Origin of the sequence: Pseudomonas helleri (genome assembly GCF_001043025.1) — a bacterium.
Taxonomy (GTDB): domain Bacteria; phylum Pseudomonadota; class Gammaproteobacteria; order Pseudomonadales; family Pseudomonadaceae; genus Aquipseudomonas; species Aquipseudomonas helleri.
On sequence record NZ_JYLD01000009.1, the window covers coordinates 37101 to 54620 of the forward strand.

A 17520-nucleotide genomic window follows, 5' to 3' on the forward strand; every position below is an offset into this window, starting at 1 on the left:
GAACGGCCTGTATCGGGCCTTGGACTCAACGTTCGCAAGGAGTGCGCATGCTGTGCCCGGCAGTTAGGCCCGGGGAGGAATTTATTGTGGATGCAACGCTGACACCCTTGCCGCACCTTGAGCCATTGCCTGCAGGCAGTACTTCGCGATTGCTGCGCCGTGGCGGCGCGGTGGTGCTGGTGGTGGCGCTGCATCTGTTGGTGCTGAGCCTGGTGAACCGGGCTTCGCCGGTCACGGTGACGCCAGCCGTCACGCGCACTATTTATGCCTCGGTCATTCATCAACCCGCGCCGGCACCCGCCGCCCCTGCAGCACCAACACCGCCCTCCGAGCCCCCTCCTCCCGTGGCCCAGCCCGCCCCCGCGCCAGAGGCTGTTCACCCGGTCGCCCGGCCCAAGCCGTTGGCCAAGCCGCATGCCGTGCAGCGCCCGGTAACGCCTGTGGTCAAGTCAGATCCCGCACCCGCCCCACCTGCGGCGGCCGCTCCGGTGGTTGCGCCCACGCCCGCTCCGCCGCCTCAGCCCAAGACGATCACCCGAGGCGTGGAGTACGTGCATGAGCCCGAACCCGAATACCCCGACAGTGCCCGTGAAGAGGGCAACGAAGGCACCGTGATTTTGCGCGTGCTGGTGGATATTCACGGCAAGCCCGGCGCCGTGGACATCGTGCGTTCCTCGGGTTTCGGCAGCCTCGATGAAGCGGGCAAGACGGCAGTGCGCGGCGCGCTGTTCAAGCCTTACCTGGAGGATGGGCATGCGGTGTCGGTGTACGTGATCGTGCCGCTGCGCTTTCAGCTCGACAGCTAGCACTCACCCCTATTTTTTATTGACGGGCCTGCCGGTCAGGGCAGCGCTCACCCCAAAGAAAGGAAAAACACATGGAAACCGGAACACTGGGTTTGAATGTTTTGTGGCAACAGGCCGACGTGGTCACCCGAGGCGTGGCCTTGATGTTGTTGGTGATGTCAGTGGCGTCCTGGTATGTGATGCTCGACAAACTGTTGCGTCTGGCGCTGTTTCGGCTGCGCTCGGGCAAACTTTTGGCGGCGTTCTGGGGCGCGCCGACGCTCAAGGATGGCGTACAGCAATTGGGCCAGGGCAGCGCCTGGGCTGAAGTGACCCACGCCGGTATCAGCGCCGCGCGCCAGCACCGTGATGCGCTGGATGGCGACATGAACCCGCCGCCGTTTAGCGAATGGCTGACCCGCGCCTTGCGCCAGTCCACCGCGACCATCGGCGGCAAGTTGCAAGGCGGTATGGCGATTCTGGCCACCGTGGGTTCCAGCGCGCCCTTTGTCGGTTTGCTTGGCACCGTGTGGGGCATTTACCACGCCTTGATGAAGATCGGTTTGTCCGGTGACGCCAGCATCGACAAAGTCGCCGGGCCCGTGGGCGAAACCCTGATCATGACGGCCCTGGGCCTGGCCGTGGCCATCCCCGCCACCCTGGGCTACAACCTGCTGGTGCGCAGCAACAAGCAGACCCTGGCAGAGCTGAGCAAGTTTGCCTTCGAGCTGCACGACCTGCTGGTGATCGGCGCCCGCGCAACCCCACGCAACGGGCTGCCTGCCCACAGCACCTTCAATGCCCAAGCGGAGTACGTCTGATGGCCGGTGGACTGTCGGGCGGGGACGACCTGGAAGAAGACGGCTTTAACCCCGAGATCAATACCACGCCGCTGGTGGACGTGATGCTGGTGCTGTTGGTGATTTTCATCATCACCGTCCCGGCCATTCAGCACTCGGTGAAGATCGACCTGCCCAAGGCCGCCGCGCAGCAAGACAACAAACCACCGCCCTCGGTAGACCTGGCGCTGGACAACGATGGCCACCTGCATTGGGAGGACCACGACATCAGCGACAGCGACTTGCCCGCGCTGATCGCCGAAGCCGCCGCGCGCCAGCCGGTACCGGAATTGCACCTGCGCGCCGAGCGCAACACGCCCTATGAAAAGGTCGTGCAGGTGATGGCGGCGGCGCAGTCCGGGGGTCTGGACAAGATCGGTTTCGTGACCCAGGCCGTTACCCCTTAACCACGGCGTCGCCCTTCGCCCCACCCGTTTGGTCGGCCTTTATAGCCGACCACGGCGAAGTGCGCGCCACAGAAATCAACCAGGCCGTGAATGGCCGTTTTCGAAGGTGCAGTCATGTTTCGCAAATCCCCGTTGTATGTGCGTGCAGGTCTCGGTTTCGCAGCGCTTGCCATGGCCACGCCGTCTTTTGCCGCCGATGCCGCAGCAGCCATCGACGACAGTGCCTTGGCCACTTTGCCGCAAGTCACGGTCAAAGCCGCCAAGCGCAAACCGGCGCTGCATCAGCAGACCAACAGCGGTGCCCTGGGCAGCCGTGCGGTGATCGATACACCGTTCTCGTTCAAGAGCGTCGGCAGCAGCGAAATCCAGGACCGCCAGGCGGGCATTTTGTCTGAGGCGGTCAAGTATGACGCATCGGTCACCTCCATCAGTTCCAGCTACGGCACCCACCCGGCCACCCTCGCGGTGCGCGGCCTGCCGCTGGATGACCTGAACGGCTACAAGGTGGATGGCATGGCCAACATCAACCGTGGCGTGGAAATGCCCCTTGAGATGTTTGACCGCATCGATGTGCTCAAAGGCCTGTCGGGCTTCATGTACGGCTTCGGCAGCCCGGGCGGGATCGTCAACTACGTGACCAAACGGCCAACCGACAAGACCACCTTCAGCGTCGACGCCGGTTACGCGTCCAACAACCTGTACAAGGAACACCTGGACGTCGGCGGCCGCCTGGATGACCCGCGTTTTGGCTACCGGGTCAACCTGGTGCACGAAGAAGGCGATGCCGTTTCGGGTGACGCCAAGGTCAACCGCACAGCCGTCGGCGTGGCCCTCAACGCGCAACTCAGCGATGACCTGAGCCTGGACTTCGACACCCTGTACCAGACGCGTGATACCAGCGGCGGCACCGACATCATCGTCAACGCTAAAAATGCCTTGCCCAAACCCATTGATGGCAGCAAACGCCTGTACAGCAATGGCTCCTTTACCGATGTGGATTACAGCCTGTCGACGCTCAGTGCGACCTACAAGTTCTCGCCAGACTGGACCGGCAAGCTGGCCTATCGGTACAGCGATTCGACACGCCGTTATTTGAAAGACCAGTACATCATTTCCAGCGATGCGGGCGGCTACTCCGACAAAGCGTCGGCCGAGTACCACGGCTACGACTACAACGACGCCATGGGCACCCTGGAAGGCAAGTTCACCACCGGCTGGTTCAGCCATGACCTGGTACTGGGCAGCAGTTACTCGCAACTGAACTCCGAAAAATCCGTGGTCAGCCCCAAAGGCACCGTGGGCAAGGGCAACCTGTACGACCCGACGATTTTCTCGGTGTACAACATTGACTACAGCGGCGGCACCTATGGCGATGACAACATCAAGGAAAGCGCCGTATTTGCCAGCGATACCATCGGCCTGGGTGAACACTGGTCGCTGCTGGCGGGCCTTCGCAACGAAGACTTCCGCGAGGAGACTCACGCCTCCTCGACCGCCCCTGCTGTCCAGTACAAGGCTCGACCGGCCACGCCAACCGTGGCGTTGATGTACAAACCCAACAAAGACGTGACCGTGTATGCCAGTTACGTCGAATCCCTGGAAAACGGCGGCACCGCGCCCACCACGGCGGTCAACTCCGAACAGACCCTGGGCCCGCTGCGCAGCAAGCAATATGAAGTGGGCGTGAAAGCCCAGCAGCGTAACTGGAGCGCGACGGCGGCGGCGTTTCGCATCGACCGGGGCGCCGAGTACACCAACGATGCCAACGTCTTCGTGCAGAGCGGCACCATCCGCTATCAAGGTCTGGAGTTGAACGCCAGCGTCGACGCCACCCCCAACCTGACCGTGGACGGCAGCGTCATGTCACTGGACTCGGCCTACCACGATGCGGGCGATGGCGTTGATGGCAACCGCGCCGCCGGTGCAGCGCATTATCAAGCTGCAACACAAGTCACGTACCGTGTCCCGCAAGTGCCCGGCATGTTCCTGCACACCGGCGCCCAGCGTATCGGCGAAATGGCGGTGGACTCAGGCAACGTGCACACCCTGCCGGCCTACAGCCTGTTCGATGCCGGTGGCGGTTATCGTCTGCATTTGAGCGGTGGGCATGCACTGACCTTTGGCGCCAACGTCAGCAACCTGGCCAACAAAAAGTACTGGACCTTCTATCAGGAAAACTACCTGCAGCCGGGTTCGCCCCGTACGTTAACCTTCAACACGCGTTATGACTTCTAGGCCCGCAATGATAAAAACAACGTTCTTGAAGTACACGGTTCTGGCGCTGGGCATTTGCCTTTCGTTGCCCTCTGTGGCCGCACCCCTGGACACCGGCGGGCTGCGCCTGGACAAAGTGGTGCTGGTGATGCGCCACGGCATCCGACCGGCAACCGACACCGCGGCGCTGCAAAGCTGGTCGGCCAAGCCATGGCCAGCGTTTGACGTGGCCGACGGCCAGTTGACCGACCATGGCCGCGCAGCCATCGTGCTGCTCGGCCAATGGCAACGCGGCCTGCTCGATTCACTCGGTTTGTTCAAGGCCGGCCAATGCCCGCCGGCGCAAGCGGCCTACGTATGGTCGAGCCCGGTCGCGCGCACGCAAGCCACCAGTGCGGCGTTGGTACAAGGGATGTTCCCGGGCTGCAACGTCCCGGTAAACCATGCGCAGAAAAGCCAGGACCGCTTGTTCCACGCGACCGAAAATGGCCTGGCCCCCTTGGACCCGGCGCAGACTAAAGCGGCAATATTGCACGCCATGGGCGGCAGCCTCGACGCTGCCCGCGAACGCTATGCTGCACCGGTGCTGGCCATGCAGCAAGTGGTCGGCGTGCCAACCACCTGCGAGCAAAAAAACTGCGCCCTGAGCGAGCAACCCTGGGCGCTGAAAGAGAAAAACGGCGTGGTCAAACTCAGCAGCCCATTGGGCGTGGGCGCGGGCATGAGCGAAACCTTTCGCATGCAATATGCCGAAGGTTTGCCGCTGGATCAGGTCGCGTTTGGTCAAGGCCGCAGCGCTGAAGAGGTATCGCGTCTGATGGCATTGCGTTCGGCTAAATACGCCCTCAGCAACCACATCCCGTACATCGCCCGGCGCGGTGCTTCGCAGTTGCTCGGGCAAATCCTGTTGGCCCTGCAACCGACCGCAGCCGGCAGCCCGCCGGGCACCCAATGGCTGGCCTTCGTGGGCCACGACACCAACATCGCGCAGCTGCGCACACTGCTGGGCTTTGACTGGAAAATCGCTGAGTACCCCGAGAACGATGCCGCACCGGGCGGCACCCTTCTGTTTGAACGCTGGATCGACGACCACACCGGCGCGCAGTTTGTCAGCGTGGCCTATGTGGCGCAGAGCATGGACCAATTGCGCAGCTTGTCCGACGCACCGCCCTATCAGGTGCAATACCCTGGTTATGCGGGCAAAGCCTTGATGCCATTGAAGGGGTTTGTCGCCGAAATGGAAAAACGCATCGACCCTTCGGCGACCGAAGTGCAGCATTACCTGGGCCAGTAAGTCGCTCTGCGGCGATTAGATCCAGGGAATCAAAACAATCGCGGCAAGGGGCAGCGTCACCGCCGCGAGCAAGGTTTGGCTCGCCACGATGCCGGCCATCAGCGGGGCATCGCCCCCCAGTTGCCGCGCCATGATGTAGGACGACGATGCGGTGGGCAGTGCTTGAAAAAGGACTGCCGCAATCGCCGCTTTGCCGTCCAGGCCAAACACATGGCACGCGCCTACCGTCGCCAGCGGCATGACCACAAACTTGGCCAGTGATGAGTACGCAACCGGCCGCACCCAACTGCGCACCGAACCCAACTCCAGGGCCGCCCCGACGCAGAGCAAACCGAGGGGCAACGACGCCTGCCCCAGCGCCTTGAGCACGGGTTCAATAACCACCGGCAGTCCTAGCCCCAGCACCTGAAGTGCTATCCCGCCAAAGCAGGCCAGCACCAGCGGATTAAGTGCCAATTGCCGGGCCACCTTGCCCGCCGTCATCTTGGCCCCGGTGCCGTACCGTGCGAACACCAGCACACACAGAATGTTCACCGTCGGCACGATGGCCGCGTTGGCGACCGCCGCCAGAGCAATGCCCTGGGCGCCGAACAAGCCCGCGACGATCGACACGCCGACATAGTTGTTAAAGCGTATGCCGCCCTGAAAAGCCGAGGTAAACGCCGCATCACTGCCCTTGAGCAGTGGCCTGCTGGCGACCAGTGCCACAGTGACTGCACAGGTCGAAAGCACCAGCACCAGGGCCATGCCCTTCACGGGCACGTTGTCCAGGCTGGCCGTGGCCAAGCCATGTAAAAACAGCGCCGGCAAGAGAACGTAATACCCCAAACGCTCTGCCTGAGCCCAAAAACTGTCGGCCAGAAAACGACTGTGATTGAGCCAGGCGCCGAGGGCGATAAGCAACGCGATAGGCGCCAGGGCGAGCAGCAGTGCGAGGGTCATTACCGAGCCCCTGCAGGGCGAATTGACCCGTTACAGCCTTCAATCATTTTTACGCAAGCGACAGGTGACATGGAGCTCTCCGGGCAACGGTTGGATGAGCACCACGATAAGAACTCGCGACCTAAAATAAAATCGACTTAATATTCAGCCATCAACAAGTTTTGCTCATAGGTCATCTGGCCGGAGCATGCCGTTGAACGGCCTGCGCGAGGGCGGCGGCCAATCTGGCCAATGGGCGGTCTTCGCGTTCCAGCAAGACCACGCGGCGGGTCTTTTGCGGCGAGCCGAAGGGCTGAATGTCGAGATGGCCCAACTGCGCGAGGTTGTGACTGGACAGCGGAATCACCGCCACCCCAAGCCCGCTGCTGACCATCTGGATGATCGCCTCCTGGCTGTCCAGTTCCATGCTGGTGTGCACGCGCAGGCGCATCCGCCGCAGCTCCTGCTCGATGGTGCGTCCGGCCCAGGCCCGGCGATCAAAACGAATGAACGGTTGCTGTTGCAGTAACTGCCGAAAATCCTGCCCCGCCAGAGAACCCGGCGCAATTATCCAGAAGCCCTCTTCATAAAGCGTGGTACTGACCAGGCCATAAGGGTGCGGGCGTACAGGCTCGGTGGTGATCGCAACGTCCAGTTCGCCCGCCTCAACGCGCACGGCCAGTTCCGCCGACATACCAGAGGCCACGTTGATACGCACATGCGGGTGCTCGGCCGCCAACGCAGCCAAGGCCGCAGGCAACGTGCTGGCGAGCGCTGTGTGAATGGCGCCAATCCTCAACCTGCCGCGCAGCTCGTTATCCCCGCCAATTTCAGCCGCAATGCCGTCATACAGCGCCACTATCTCCCGCGCCCGCTCCACCGCCACATGGCCCGCCTCGGTGAGCACCGGCAAACGCCGCGAGCGGTCGAACAACGTCGCATTGAACGTCTCTTCAAGGGACTTTATGTGCAGGCTCACCGCAGACTGCGTGAGATGTACAGCCTCCGCAGCGCGCACAAACGAACCGTACTGAGCAATGGCGATCAAGGTGTGAAGGGCGCGTAGTGACATGGTGATCTCTGGGTAATGGACACAGGCTGTCCCACTTTAACTCGAAGCACTTAGACATGATTTCTCTGTACGAGACCTATCGGCGCATTGATGTACTGCGGGGGTCGCAATGGTGACCTTGAACCAGTTGGCAGATCTGCCCGGCGCGTCGCTGCTGGCCTATCGACTGGTCAATTCAAAATTCCCGCCCATTGCCCTATTTGATGACGTGGCCGATGCCGCCGTCTTTGAAGCGCTGTACCAGATTCAGGCACTGACCAATCCCCGAATGCAAAATGAAGTCGGGCGCCTTGAGTTGATACCGCGAGCAGAGATTCCGTTTGGTATCCCGGGTTGCTCTTATGCGACCGCCCCGTTCACCCACGTTAACCCCGACGTTTACACGCACTCGCATGCGTTGGGCAAGGCCGTGAAAGACGCCCGATGCCCAGGGCTGCGGTACAACTCTGTGCGCTTGGAAGGCAACCACTGCTGGGCACTTATGACCCCAAGCGCCGTGTCGTCGATGGTTCAGTCAGCCCACTACGAGATGATCTGGAATGGGCGTATCACCAGCGTCAATAAAATCAGCGAAGCTTAATCGCCAAGAGCAGGCGTAGCGCTCAGCCCTTGTTCCTCCAGCAACTGCACAAAGCTGCTGAGGTTTCGCGACACGGCTCCGCGCCGCCAGACCAGCCAGGTGGTCAGGTAGCGGAACTCGGCGGCCAGCGGCCAGATGCTGACCGTCGCGCACCCCGGCATGCTGTTGAGCATGCTGCGGGGCATCAGCGCCAACCCGGCACCGGCGCTGACGCAGGCGAGCATGCCGTGGTAAGACTCCATTTCGAAGATTTTGCCGGGCACAGCGGCGTCAGTGTTGAACCACTTTTCAAAGTGATGGCGGTACGAGCAATTGGCCCGAAAGGCGTAGATGCTCTCGCCGTTGACGTCGGTTGCGCAGCGGATCGGCGCGTGATGAAGCGGCGCGATAATGACCATTTCTTCTTCGAACACCGGCACACCTTCCAGCGCCGGGTGCAGCACCGGGCCGTCGACGAACGCAGCCACCAGTCGACCCGACAATACGCCTTCAATCATGGCACCGGACGGCCCCGTCGAGAGGTCCAGGTCGACCTTGGGGTGCTGTTGGTTGTAGGCCGCCAGCAAGGCGGGGATCCTCACCGCGGCGGTGCTTTCCAGCGAACCCAGCGGGAATGCACCCTGGGGGTCTTCGCCCGCCACTGTCGCCCGCGCTTCTTGTACCAGGTCGAGAATGCGCCGCGCGTAGTCAAGGAAACTCCAGCCAGCCGGTGACAGGCGCAAACGGCTTTTCTCGCGGATGAACAGGTCGACACCCAAATCCTCTTCGAGCTGTTTGATCCGCGTCGTCAGGTTTGAGGGCACACGATGGATGTGGGCCGCCGCAGCGCTGATGCTGCCGTGGTCCACCACCGCCTTGAAGATTTCCAATTGCACCAGATCCACAGTCATTCTCCAATCGTGAAAGAAACGATCTCTATTATTCAGTTTCAAGAAATCTTTAGCCACCCTACTCTGTGCCCATCTACTCACTCAGCAGGACCATGCCATGAGCCCGATTTCCAGCCAGACCCACGCCCTTTCGATCAACCCGACCACGGGCGAGCAGATTGGCCACTACGCGTATGAGTCCGCCGAGGCTCTGGACGCGGCCCTCACCCGCGCCGCGTCGTGCTTCAGCCGCTGGAAGCGCACGCCGTTGCAAGCGCGCTCTGCCGCCATGGTTGCACTGGCCCAGGCGCTGCGCGACAACGCTGACGCCATGGCAACCATGATCACCGAGGAAATGGGCAAGCCGATCACCCAGGCCCGTGGCGAAATCGAGAAATGCGCCAAGCTCTGCGAGTGGTACGCCGAACACGGCCCAGCCATGCTGGCCGCTGAACCGACCCAGGTCGAAGGCGGCAAGGCACGCATCGAATACCGTCCGCTGGGCCCGATTCTGGCGGTGATGCCGTGGAACTTCCCGGTCTGGCAAGTGCTGCGCGGCGCGGTACCCGCCTTGCTGGCAGGCAACACCTACGTGCTCAAGCACGCACCGAATGTGATGGGCAGCGCCTACCTGATTCGCGACGCCTTTGTGCGCGCCGGTTTTGCCGAGGGCGTGTTTGAAGTGGTCAACGTCACCCCGGACGGTGTGTCGCGCGCCATTGCCGACCCGCGCATCAGCGCCGTGACCCTCACCGGCAGTGTTCGCGCCGGTACCGCCATCGGCGCACAGGCTGGCGCTGCCCTGAAGAAATGCGTGCTGGAACTGGGCGGCTCCGACCCGTTCATCGTGCTCAATGACGCCGATCTCGACGCCGCCGTGCAGGCTGCCGTGGTCGGTCGTTACCAAAACTCGGGGCAAGTCTGTGCCGCCGCCAAGCGCCTGATCATTGAAAAAGGCGTGGTTGAGGCATTCACTGAAAAATTCGTCGAGGCCACCCGCAAACTGGTGGTGGGCAACCCGCTGTCCAGCGATACCTACATCGGCCCGATGGCGCGCTATGACCTGCGTGACGAACTGGACCAACAAGTGCGCGACACCCTGGAAGAAGGCGCGACGCTGTTGCTCGGCGGCGGCAAAGCCGAAGGGTCTGGCAACTTCTATGAGCCGACGATTCTGGCCAACGTGACCGACCAAATGACCTCGTTCAAACAGGAACTGTTCGGCCCGGTGGCGTCGATCATTACCGCACAAGACTGTGCGCATGCGGTGGCGCTCGCTAACGACAGCGACTTCGGCCTGACAGCGACCATTTACACGGCCAATGTTGAACTGGCCCAGCAACTGACCGGCGAACTGGAAACCGGCGGCGTGTTCATCAACGGTTACTCGGCCAGCGACCCCCGCGTGGCTTTCGGCGGCGTGAAGAAAAGCGGTTTCGGCCGTGAACTGTCGCACTTCGGCGTGCGGGAATTCTGCAACGTGCAAACCGTGTGGCTGGACCGCCACTGAGTGGATGCCCGCCACTGAACAGGGATAACAGGGGCCAGCACGGGATCATCGCTCCCGTGCTGGCCCTGTCAATGACGCTTCTATTCCAGTAACGCACGCTGAAGACCGCTGAGTCGCAGCAGGAGGTCATGCTCTCTGACAGACACCTCTATACGCGCGATATCTGCCGCTATTTCATACCCCTCACTGGCAGGGCTGTCGTATTGCTGATCCAGTGCATTAATCAGCTCATCGCTATAAGCTTGCAGCGCCTCGAACTCTTGAGGGTATTGCGCTTTCAGATAAGTGAGCCAGTGGTCCTGGGTCGTCAGATGCTCTAGAAACTCACTGCTTTTTTCAGCCAAGATGACCTTTTCATAAGCCTCTTCTATGGCTGCAGGCGTGACTTCGGGCGCACTAGCTCTATACAACATGTCGGCGGCCTGCTTGGGCAAGTCCAGCCTGTTGGCCAGGGCAGTGCGATAAGCCAAACGTACCTCTACGACTTCAATAGTTCCTGAGGCATTGGCCGTCGCCTGAGCAATGCTTTCCACTTTACCGAGACGAAACATCCGTTTATAAAACGTAAACAGCTCATGACCACTTTTACTCGCGGCACCCATACCAAACTCATTGAACTCATACACTTTTAATTCAATGTCGTTAAATACAAGCATCCTTCCATCGGAGCAGGTACCGCGCGAGCGGGCCAGGCTGAAAAGCTCATCACGCAACGTCTCATCTTTGTAAGCTGCCTCCAGTACCTCCCATACTCGCTGGTTCAACTCAGCCCTGACGAGGGCAAAATCCTTACTCCCTTGAAGTAACTCAAGCAGGCGAAAAAAATACTGGGAGCCGGGGGCTGCTCTAAGCACGTCCCACATTTCGTGTTTTGTTGAATCAGCAGACACGTCCTGGAACCACGGTGTTTTTTCATCTCCCAAGGCCTGCGCACCCGGTAACTCATCAGTTATTTCTTCATCGGTCTCTACATCGCTCTGCCCATCAGAATCTTCATCCGAACCGGCTTCAGAACTGTCGACCTGCAAGTCTTCCAATGAATACCCCAAGTCATTGCCTGTGAAATCACGGTAGTCGTACAACGACCTTAGTTCACTGTTGGGTAGATAATTATTGGACAGGTCAGTCCCGGCCATCAGCAGGTCGTGATGACCTTGCAGAGCGCGAAAGGGAATGGCCTCGATCTGATTGGTATCGAGTTTTAAAACACGCAATTGCGCAAGATCCAGTACGCCCTCAGGCCATTCACTCAATCGATTGCCACTGAGTATCAGTGTCTGCAAGTTATCCATGCCCTGGACGTCGACTTCGGTCAGCGCGTTTCGACTTAGATCCAGCGATTTCAACCCACGCAGGGGTTCTAGATCAACTGAAATCAAATGGTTGCCAGCGGCTTCCAGGCTGTTCAAATGCTGGAGCGCCCCAATGGACTCAGGCAGTCTGGTCAAGCTTGCATTGTTCAGTTGCAAGGTGCGTAACTGGCTAAACGATCGGATACATGCTTGCACTCCCGACTCCGTTAAACCCGAACCACTCAAGTTCAAAGCGGTAATGTCATAAAGCGCGCCTGGAAACTGAGGAATGTCGCCGATGCATAAACCTGAGAAGTCGAGCGCCTGCTGTTCGACGCCTGAACGGGCCACGCTATATCGCCAGGCCTGGAGAATACGATCCGAGGCAGTCTTGCGGTCTGCCGAGTTAACCCAACGCCTGCCCCCTTCTATTCGGTAATTGCGGCTCGCGATCCAGTCATTGAGGCGACTCGTGAGTGCGCCGAGTTCCTGTTCCCACGCCTCAAGCCTGACTTCAATGGAGACTTCACCTGTTTGAATTTGCTCCAGGCGTGCTTGCGCCTGCGCGGGCGTCAGATCGGGGGTCAGTCGCTGCAAGCGAGTCAGAGGGGTATCATCGGGGGCGGTCGTGAACGGCTCAGGCAGCAGCAAGTCCGGGTTGTCTACGACCTGAATCGGGAAGGGTTCAGGCTCGCCGTCCGTCACGCCCTCGGCCAGCCTGTCCAGGCCGATGCCTCCTACCCGGTTACGTTTATGTTTGAGCGCATAACTCAATAAGTCATCACAGCTTTTACGGGTTAACCGGCACCCTTGCACCAGCGTTTTGCTTAACACGGTTGGATGATTTACGACCTCAGGTGGAATCTCGGTTAACGCGCTGAAACTTAAATTCAGGAACCTTAACGAACGACACCGTTCAATGCCTGCCGGCCAGTGCTTTATTGAAGTGCTATTCAAGTTGAGTTCTTGCAGCTCATCGAGTGAACTGACATCCAGCTCGTCTACCCAGTTACCACTCAGGTCCAATTGCTTAAGCCCGAGCATTGAATTAAGGCTCTCCTGCATCTGCGGCGTGACCCTCAACTCATTGAACCCGAGGTTTAAACTGCGTAACTGCTGCATGTCTGCCAACGCGGATGGAAAATCCAGTAATTGGCTTCGCGAAAGATCCACTGCTTGTACATTTATGAAGGCGCCCAGGAACGTGTTCAACTCGTCTACAGGCACGTTAAGCGCAGGTATTCTCAAGCGCGTGACATGGGTAAAAGAATGGGCTTCAAGCTTTGGCAAGTCGCCATATGCGTCCCCTTCCAGGTCGAGCATGCCGCCCTCCTCCGGTAGTTTCCAGGCAACGCCCAGATCATCGCCTTCCAGACCCAGCCGTCCGGCCAACCCGCTGCGCCAGCAACCTGTAATCCGATCGCAAACCGTTTGCCGAAAGTGAGTGTAAGCGCCTGAAGATACCTGGCTTTTCCAGTGGTTCAGACGCGCAATCAGAGTTCGGTACTCTTCAGAAACTTCACCAACCCGTCTGATCAACACCCCGGCTGGCAACTTGTACAAGGCGCGCTGAATCACAGACTCCGTCAGCGCAGGCACCCGGGTCCCAATGGCTATGGTTCTTAGTCCTTCGCTCACATAACTGGAGGCCAGATCGGACACTTCAGCGGCATAGGCAGGGATAGAGGACAGGAAATCATAGGCCCTCACGATAGTGTCCAGACTCATGCCCGACCAGTTCAGACGCAGCGTTGAAAACGGATGCAGGCTGCTCTCAAAAAAAGTGTCTGGCAGCGTCACAATCGAGGTATTACGCAGGTCCAGCAACTCAAGATGTTCGAGCCCGAAAAGCCCTGTTGGCCATTGACTAATGTTGCCGAACAGGCTCAACCCTCGAAGCCCGGACAACTGCGTGACATCCAGCGCATTGATGTCGCAGCTTAGGGATAACTGCTCGAGCTGTGAGAGTCTCGACAGCGCATCAATAAGCGGTGCGCTTGAGTCTGCTCCGACATTCAACATCAGCGAAAGCTCAGTAATCCCGTCCAATGCAGGCAGAGCCTGTGCAATCGGCCCGATCTGTTCTTTGCTTACGAACAACTCCAGACGTCGTGCATTAGGAAAACGCTGGAGAAGTCCGGCGCCCGGCTCACTGACTAACAAGCTGGCGTCCATACTCAAGGCCCTGACATGCGAGAAGTCAGCTTCCCATGCCGGCAATTGGCTGACGCTTCCCAAATCGAGGGCAATATTGGCGTCATGGTTATAGGGCAGCCCTGTGCGCCAGCACTCAATGACTCTGCTCACAATCCCAGAGCGTCCGCTCCTCTCAGCACTCCAGGCTTGCAAGACGCTACGCAACCCCTGCAGTTCATTTAGCTGCTGTTCTAACTGATCAAATATCTGTTGGTCGGCAATCCCTTGGCTCAACCGCGCTTCAATGTAGCCAAGCGCTTGTTCATCACTCATGTCTGGATAAACATCGCGCAGCCTCACGACTTGCAGGTCTCTGACGCCAAGACCTTTTCCAGTGCCAGACAACGCATAACCGATCTGGTTATTGATCCGCCCAAGAGGAGGCTCCGCCCCTGGAATGCGCTGACGCAATATTTGCGCCACTTCTGAACGATTCGACAATGCATGCTTAGCCAATGCTCCCCGCAAGTCATCAGCCTGACTGATGTCTAAATAGCCCATGGCTTCACGTGTCTGTTCGGGCAACACCTGCAAAATTGCTTCATAAAGGTTCAGATCAGCGCTCAAGGGCACACCTGCCGCTTGCACTACAGAAAAGTGATCACCGGACTTGATCAGGGTTTTACGGACGGGGTCCTGATCAAGGCCAATGCTATCGAGCAAGCGTCCATTGCTGCTATTGGCCCTGATTTGCAGTTGTACGTCATTTGACCATCCCGGCAAATGTTCCAGACCACGCAGAGCCAAGCGCTCGCTGTCCAGAGAAAACAAGCTCTGCTTACACAGTCCTGCCATTGCACGATTCATTCGCCCTTGCTGGACGTAGACGCGTGCACTGTCGTCGATGCGTTTGGGGAATGATCCGTTACGCATATCCGCCAACTCACTGCTGCTGGCGTTCTCCAGAACTTCTTTCACTGCTCTTTCTGACAACGAGGGAAATCTGTTACGCAAGACCTCAACTTCGGTTGAAGAGGACGCACTCTTGACCGCACTTAGCAGGCGTTTAAGCAGGCGTTGTCTATGTTGGCTCAGGCCATCGGCAAGCTTCTGATTGAAGCGCCGGGCTTGCGATACAGGGCCCTCTGTACGACCCAGCAGCTGTGCTGCCTGCTCATCGCTTAATAAGGAGAGAATCCGTTCAGCTAACGTTCCCTGGGCAATGTCAGCACGGGTGATTCTGATAATCGGCCGGGGGTCGCGCTCAACCAGCACCTTCCCATAACGCGTTGAAGGACCCCACATCTGGTCGCCATCAAACACTTCAAGCTCTTGCCCTCGGGGCCAACCTGGTGTTTCAACCAGCACACGCAAAACCTCGTCCTGATAGTGGGTAAAGCCTTTACTACTGGCGATCTGCTCAATCAACGCATCCAGTTCGCGATCAACCCTGAACAGCTCAAACGTGTCGAGTAACACCGAAGGCGTGGGCAAACCCTCGATATGAACTTGACGCAGTGCCGCATCAGACACCCCGCTTAAGTCCCCCATCTGGCCGAGGGTGGCATCGTCAAACAGACGGGTCTCATGCCCAAGGCGACGCAGCAAGGTGGCTCGATTCCACTCCAGCGGCTGTTCATGAGCATGGCGCCATGCCCCCGCGTTATTGTGCTCAAGCGTGGGCTCGAATACGTTCTGGGCATCGGGATGTTTGAGCTTCCACTTATTGGCTGATGGATCAAATGTTTGCTCATAGACGTGTTCACCCACTCGAACATACGTCTTGCCATTGACGTGATACTGCCCCAGAACATTGGGCTCACTGTTGTCCAGCACCTGCTCGGGGACCTGAAAAGCATGAACCTCTGGCTTACACAGACGAATCTCCCCCGTGGGCAGCAAGGCCTGTCTCACCTCTTTAAGAATTCGGGGAATAGTGCCCGCCGGTATCTTGCTAAAGGCATACCCGGCACCGCCCATCACGCCGATGAATGCCACATTCATAGCCACTGATTCCAGGTGCGACCATGCACCCTCCATGTCACCCACACTCCAGCTTTCAAAGCCGTCGTAAACCTCTTTGGCCAACTGCAGCGCCATGACCACCATCATCGCTTCTCCCAGCCCGGGAACAAAAAAGGCAGCGACGTTAAGCACATTCATTCCCACCGACGCCCAGTACTCCAGGGTCTCGACGGTCTGCTCCCAATCCACCACAGCAGTGGGTATGGCGATCGCAAGCGCATCCTCTTTTATCCTTTCTATTTGCCTGAAATAGAGCGTGTTGAAGATATCGCCAGAGATCGGTTGCAACGTTTGCTGGCTCACTCTCAAGTTGACGCTCGATGCGGCAAAATAAACAGGCTCCTCCTGGGTGCCAGGTGTGGGGTGTTTCTCGATCAACTGATGGTTCAGGCGCGTCAGAAAGTCCTTCTGTTTGCCTTGCGGTACCAGGCTTGCAAAAAACTGCTGGTAATTGGCGGAGCCTAAGTTCGCGACCAAGTCCTGAGTGAATTCACCCAGTGAGGAATACTCCTTGAGAGGGCTGATAGGGGCTCCCGGGATATACACCATGACAGGATCAGGGCCGGGCTCATCAAACCGGACTGCCGGCAAAGTAATGCCTGTGTGCTCCTCCACCCAGCCTCTAATGGGGTACGAGCGAGCAGACTCGATGATCACTACATGGCCAATGTTGAAGCCCAACAGCTCCAGCCCACTGAAGACCAGCGGCCCCATCCTCGGGTTTGGGGCACCGTCGAGCAATCCTCGGACCATCTGGTAACCCGCCCCTTTGACATCGCCTACCATCAGGCCGGTATGAAGCCGCACAGCCATTTGCTCTTTCAGGGCAATGATCATCTGATGTCGCAATCCGGCGCGTGTTGCCGGATCATCAAAAACACTGTTCAAGTGCTCCTGATACTGCTTGCCCAAATCAAGCTGGCGGCATAACTGCGAGAAAGCCTGAGGTGCTACGCCGTGCTGCTCTTTAAAACGATAACGGTTGCCCTCTATCGAATCAGGCCGGATGTGTTCTCGCCTGATCAATCCTGGCCCCTCTTCACGCGAAAAGCCTGATGACCAGTCGGCAGTCAAGCCAGCTTTTTCGGTCACCAACGCACCCGCCGGGGCGATCACACTGGATGCTCCCCCGACCACCACCGAGAAGTCTTCTTTACCCGAAAAGTTGAGCAAGGCCGCCTGCAGCAGGCTTTGCTCGTGTACCGCTTGATCACGACGCAGGTAATAGAGGCTGTTTTTATTGACATCGATAGCCGACGAATCGAGCCCCTTCATGGCCTCCACCAGCAGTGGCTCCGCAAACTCGGCGATGCCTTTAAACCCCTGGAGTTTAATGGCCAGCATGGCATGCGCCTTACGGCTTCGCGCCTGGCTCACCAACAATGCCTCACGCAGCCAGGGTGCGGCATGGGTGAACCACTCGGGCAACTGGTCTTCGTTGACATGCCCTGCAAACAAGCCCGCTCTCAAGCGTTGAATATGTGAGGGGTGGCTGTGTTTGATCCAACTGGGCATTTTGTCCTTGATAAATGCGCCATTGGGGCCTGCAACCTGTACTACGGGTGTTCCCGTCATT

At 58.8% G+C, this 17520-nt stretch carries 11 protein-coding genes; 7 read left to right on the plus strand and 4 right to left on the minus strand.

Annotation, left to right across the window (positions count from 1 at the left end):
- The first annotated feature begins 86 nt into the window (after positions 1-86).
- The 5 genes from TU84_RS15590 to TU84_RS15610 all read left to right on the plus strand — a co-directional run bounded on the left by TU84_RS15590 (position 87) and on the right by TU84_RS15610 (position 5539).
- Entirely contained in the window at positions 87-806 is a 720-nt protein-coding gene (locus TU84_RS15590; protein ID WP_048370800.1) for an energy transducer TonB, read from the plus strand.
- Between the two features lie 71 nt (positions 807-877).
- Entirely contained in the window at positions 878-1606 is a 729-nt protein-coding gene (locus tag TU84_RS15595; protein ID WP_048370469.1) for a MotA/TolQ/ExbB proton channel family protein, read from the plus strand.
- Positions 1606-2031 (plus strand): ExbD/TolR family protein, encoded by a 426-nt coding sequence (locus TU84_RS15600; protein WP_048370472.1) that lies wholly within the window; start codon positions 1606-1608, stop codon positions 2029-2031. The genes TU84_RS15595 and TU84_RS15600 overlap by 1 nt, the downstream gene beginning before the upstream one ends.
- Positions 2032-2145: 114 nt before the next feature.
- Positions 2146-4266 carry a TonB-dependent siderophore receptor gene (locus TU84_RS15605; RefSeq protein WP_048370801.1) on the plus strand — a complete coding sequence of 707 codons (2121 nt, stop codon included), beginning with the start codon at positions 2146-2148 and terminating at the stop codon, positions 4264-4266.
- Positions 4267-4273: 7 nt separating this feature from the next.
- Positions 4274-5539 carry a histidine-type phosphatase gene (locus TU84_RS15610; RefSeq protein ID WP_048370473.1) on the plus strand — a complete coding sequence of 422 codons (1266 nt, stop codon included), beginning with the start codon at positions 4274-4276 and terminating at the stop codon, positions 5537-5539.
- A gap of 15 nt (positions 5540-5554) precedes the next feature.
- Here the strand turns inward: TU84_RS15610 and TU84_RS15615 are convergent, their stop codons facing one another.
- Both TU84_RS15615 and TU84_RS15620 read right to left on the minus strand, forming a co-directional pair.
- Complete coding sequence (locus TU84_RS15615) at positions 5555-6481, minus strand: AEC family transporter (RefSeq protein ID WP_048370475.1); 927 nt, start codon at positions 6479-6481, stop codon at positions 5555-5557.
- Between the two features lie 172 nt (positions 6482-6653).
- Positions 6654-7532 (minus strand): LysR family transcriptional regulator, encoded by an 879-nt coding sequence (locus tag TU84_RS15620; protein WP_048370478.1) that lies wholly within the window; start codon positions 7530-7532, stop codon positions 6654-6656.
- 109 nt (positions 7533-7641) lie between these two features.
- Between TU84_RS15620 and TU84_RS15625 the strand changes: the two genes are divergently transcribed.
- Positions 7642-8112, plus strand: a complete 471-nt coding sequence (locus TU84_RS15625; RefSeq protein WP_048370480.1) for an RES family NAD+ phosphorylase — start codon at positions 7642-7644, stop codon at positions 8110-8112.
- Here the strand turns inward: TU84_RS15625 and ptrR are convergent.
- Entirely contained in the window at positions 8109-8996 is an 888-nt protein-coding gene (gene ptrR, locus TU84_RS15630) for a putrescine utilization regulator PtrR (RefSeq protein WP_048370481.1), read from the minus strand. The genes TU84_RS15625 and ptrR overlap by 4 nt on opposite strands.
- Positions 8997-9099: 103 nt before the next feature.
- Here ptrR and TU84_RS15635 point away from each other — a divergent pair, with 103 nt between their 5' ends.
- Positions 9100-10491, plus strand: a complete 1392-nt coding sequence (locus tag TU84_RS15635; protein ID WP_048370483.1) for an aldehyde dehydrogenase family protein — start codon at positions 9100-9102, stop codon at positions 10489-10491.
- Positions 10492-10571: 80 nt separating this feature from the next.
- Here the strand turns inward: TU84_RS15635 and TU84_RS25250 are convergent, their stop codons facing one another.
- On the minus strand, positions 10572-17519 hold the full coding sequence (locus TU84_RS25250; RefSeq protein ID WP_053225248.1) for an NEL-type E3 ubiquitin ligase domain-containing protein: 6948 nt from the start codon (positions 17517-17519) through the stop codon (positions 10572-10574).
- Position 17520 lies beyond the last annotated feature (1 nt).

Excerpts from the sequence above, each read along its gene's own strand:
- TU84_RS15595 (WP_048370469.1), top strand. The coding sequence starts at position 878 with ATGGAAACCGGAACACTGGGTTTGAATGTTTTGTGGCAACAGGCCGAC.
- TU84_RS15600 (WP_048370472.1), top strand. The coding sequence starts at position 1,606 with ATGGCCGGTGGACTGTCGGGCGGGGACGACCTGGAAGAAGACGGCTTT.
- TU84_RS15605 (WP_048370801.1), top strand. The coding sequence starts at position 2,146 with ATGTTTCGCAAATCCCCGTTGTATGTGCGTGCAGGTCTCGGTTTCGCA.
- TU84_RS15610 (WP_048370473.1), top strand. The coding sequence starts at position 4,274 with ATGATAAAAACAACGTTCTTGAAGTACACGGTTCTGGCGCTGGGCATT.
- TU84_RS15615 (WP_048370475.1), bottom strand. The coding sequence starts at position 6,481 with ATGACCCTCGCACTGCTGCTCGCCCTGGCGCCTATCGCGTTGCTTATC.
- TU84_RS15620 (WP_048370478.1), bottom strand. The coding sequence starts at position 7,532 with ATGTCACTACGCGCCCTTCACACCTTGATCGCCATTGCTCAGTACGGT.
- TU84_RS15625 (WP_048370480.1), top strand. The coding sequence starts at position 7,642 with ATGGTGACCTTGAACCAGTTGGCAGATCTGCCCGGCGCGTCGCTGCTG.
- TU84_RS15635 (WP_048370483.1), top strand. The coding sequence starts at position 9,100 with ATGAGCCCGATTTCCAGCCAGACCCACGCCCTTTCGATCAACCCGACC.
- TU84_RS25250 (WP_053225248.1), bottom strand. The coding sequence starts at position 17,519 with ATGACGGGAACACCCGTAGTACAGGTTGCAGGCCCCAATGGCGCATTT.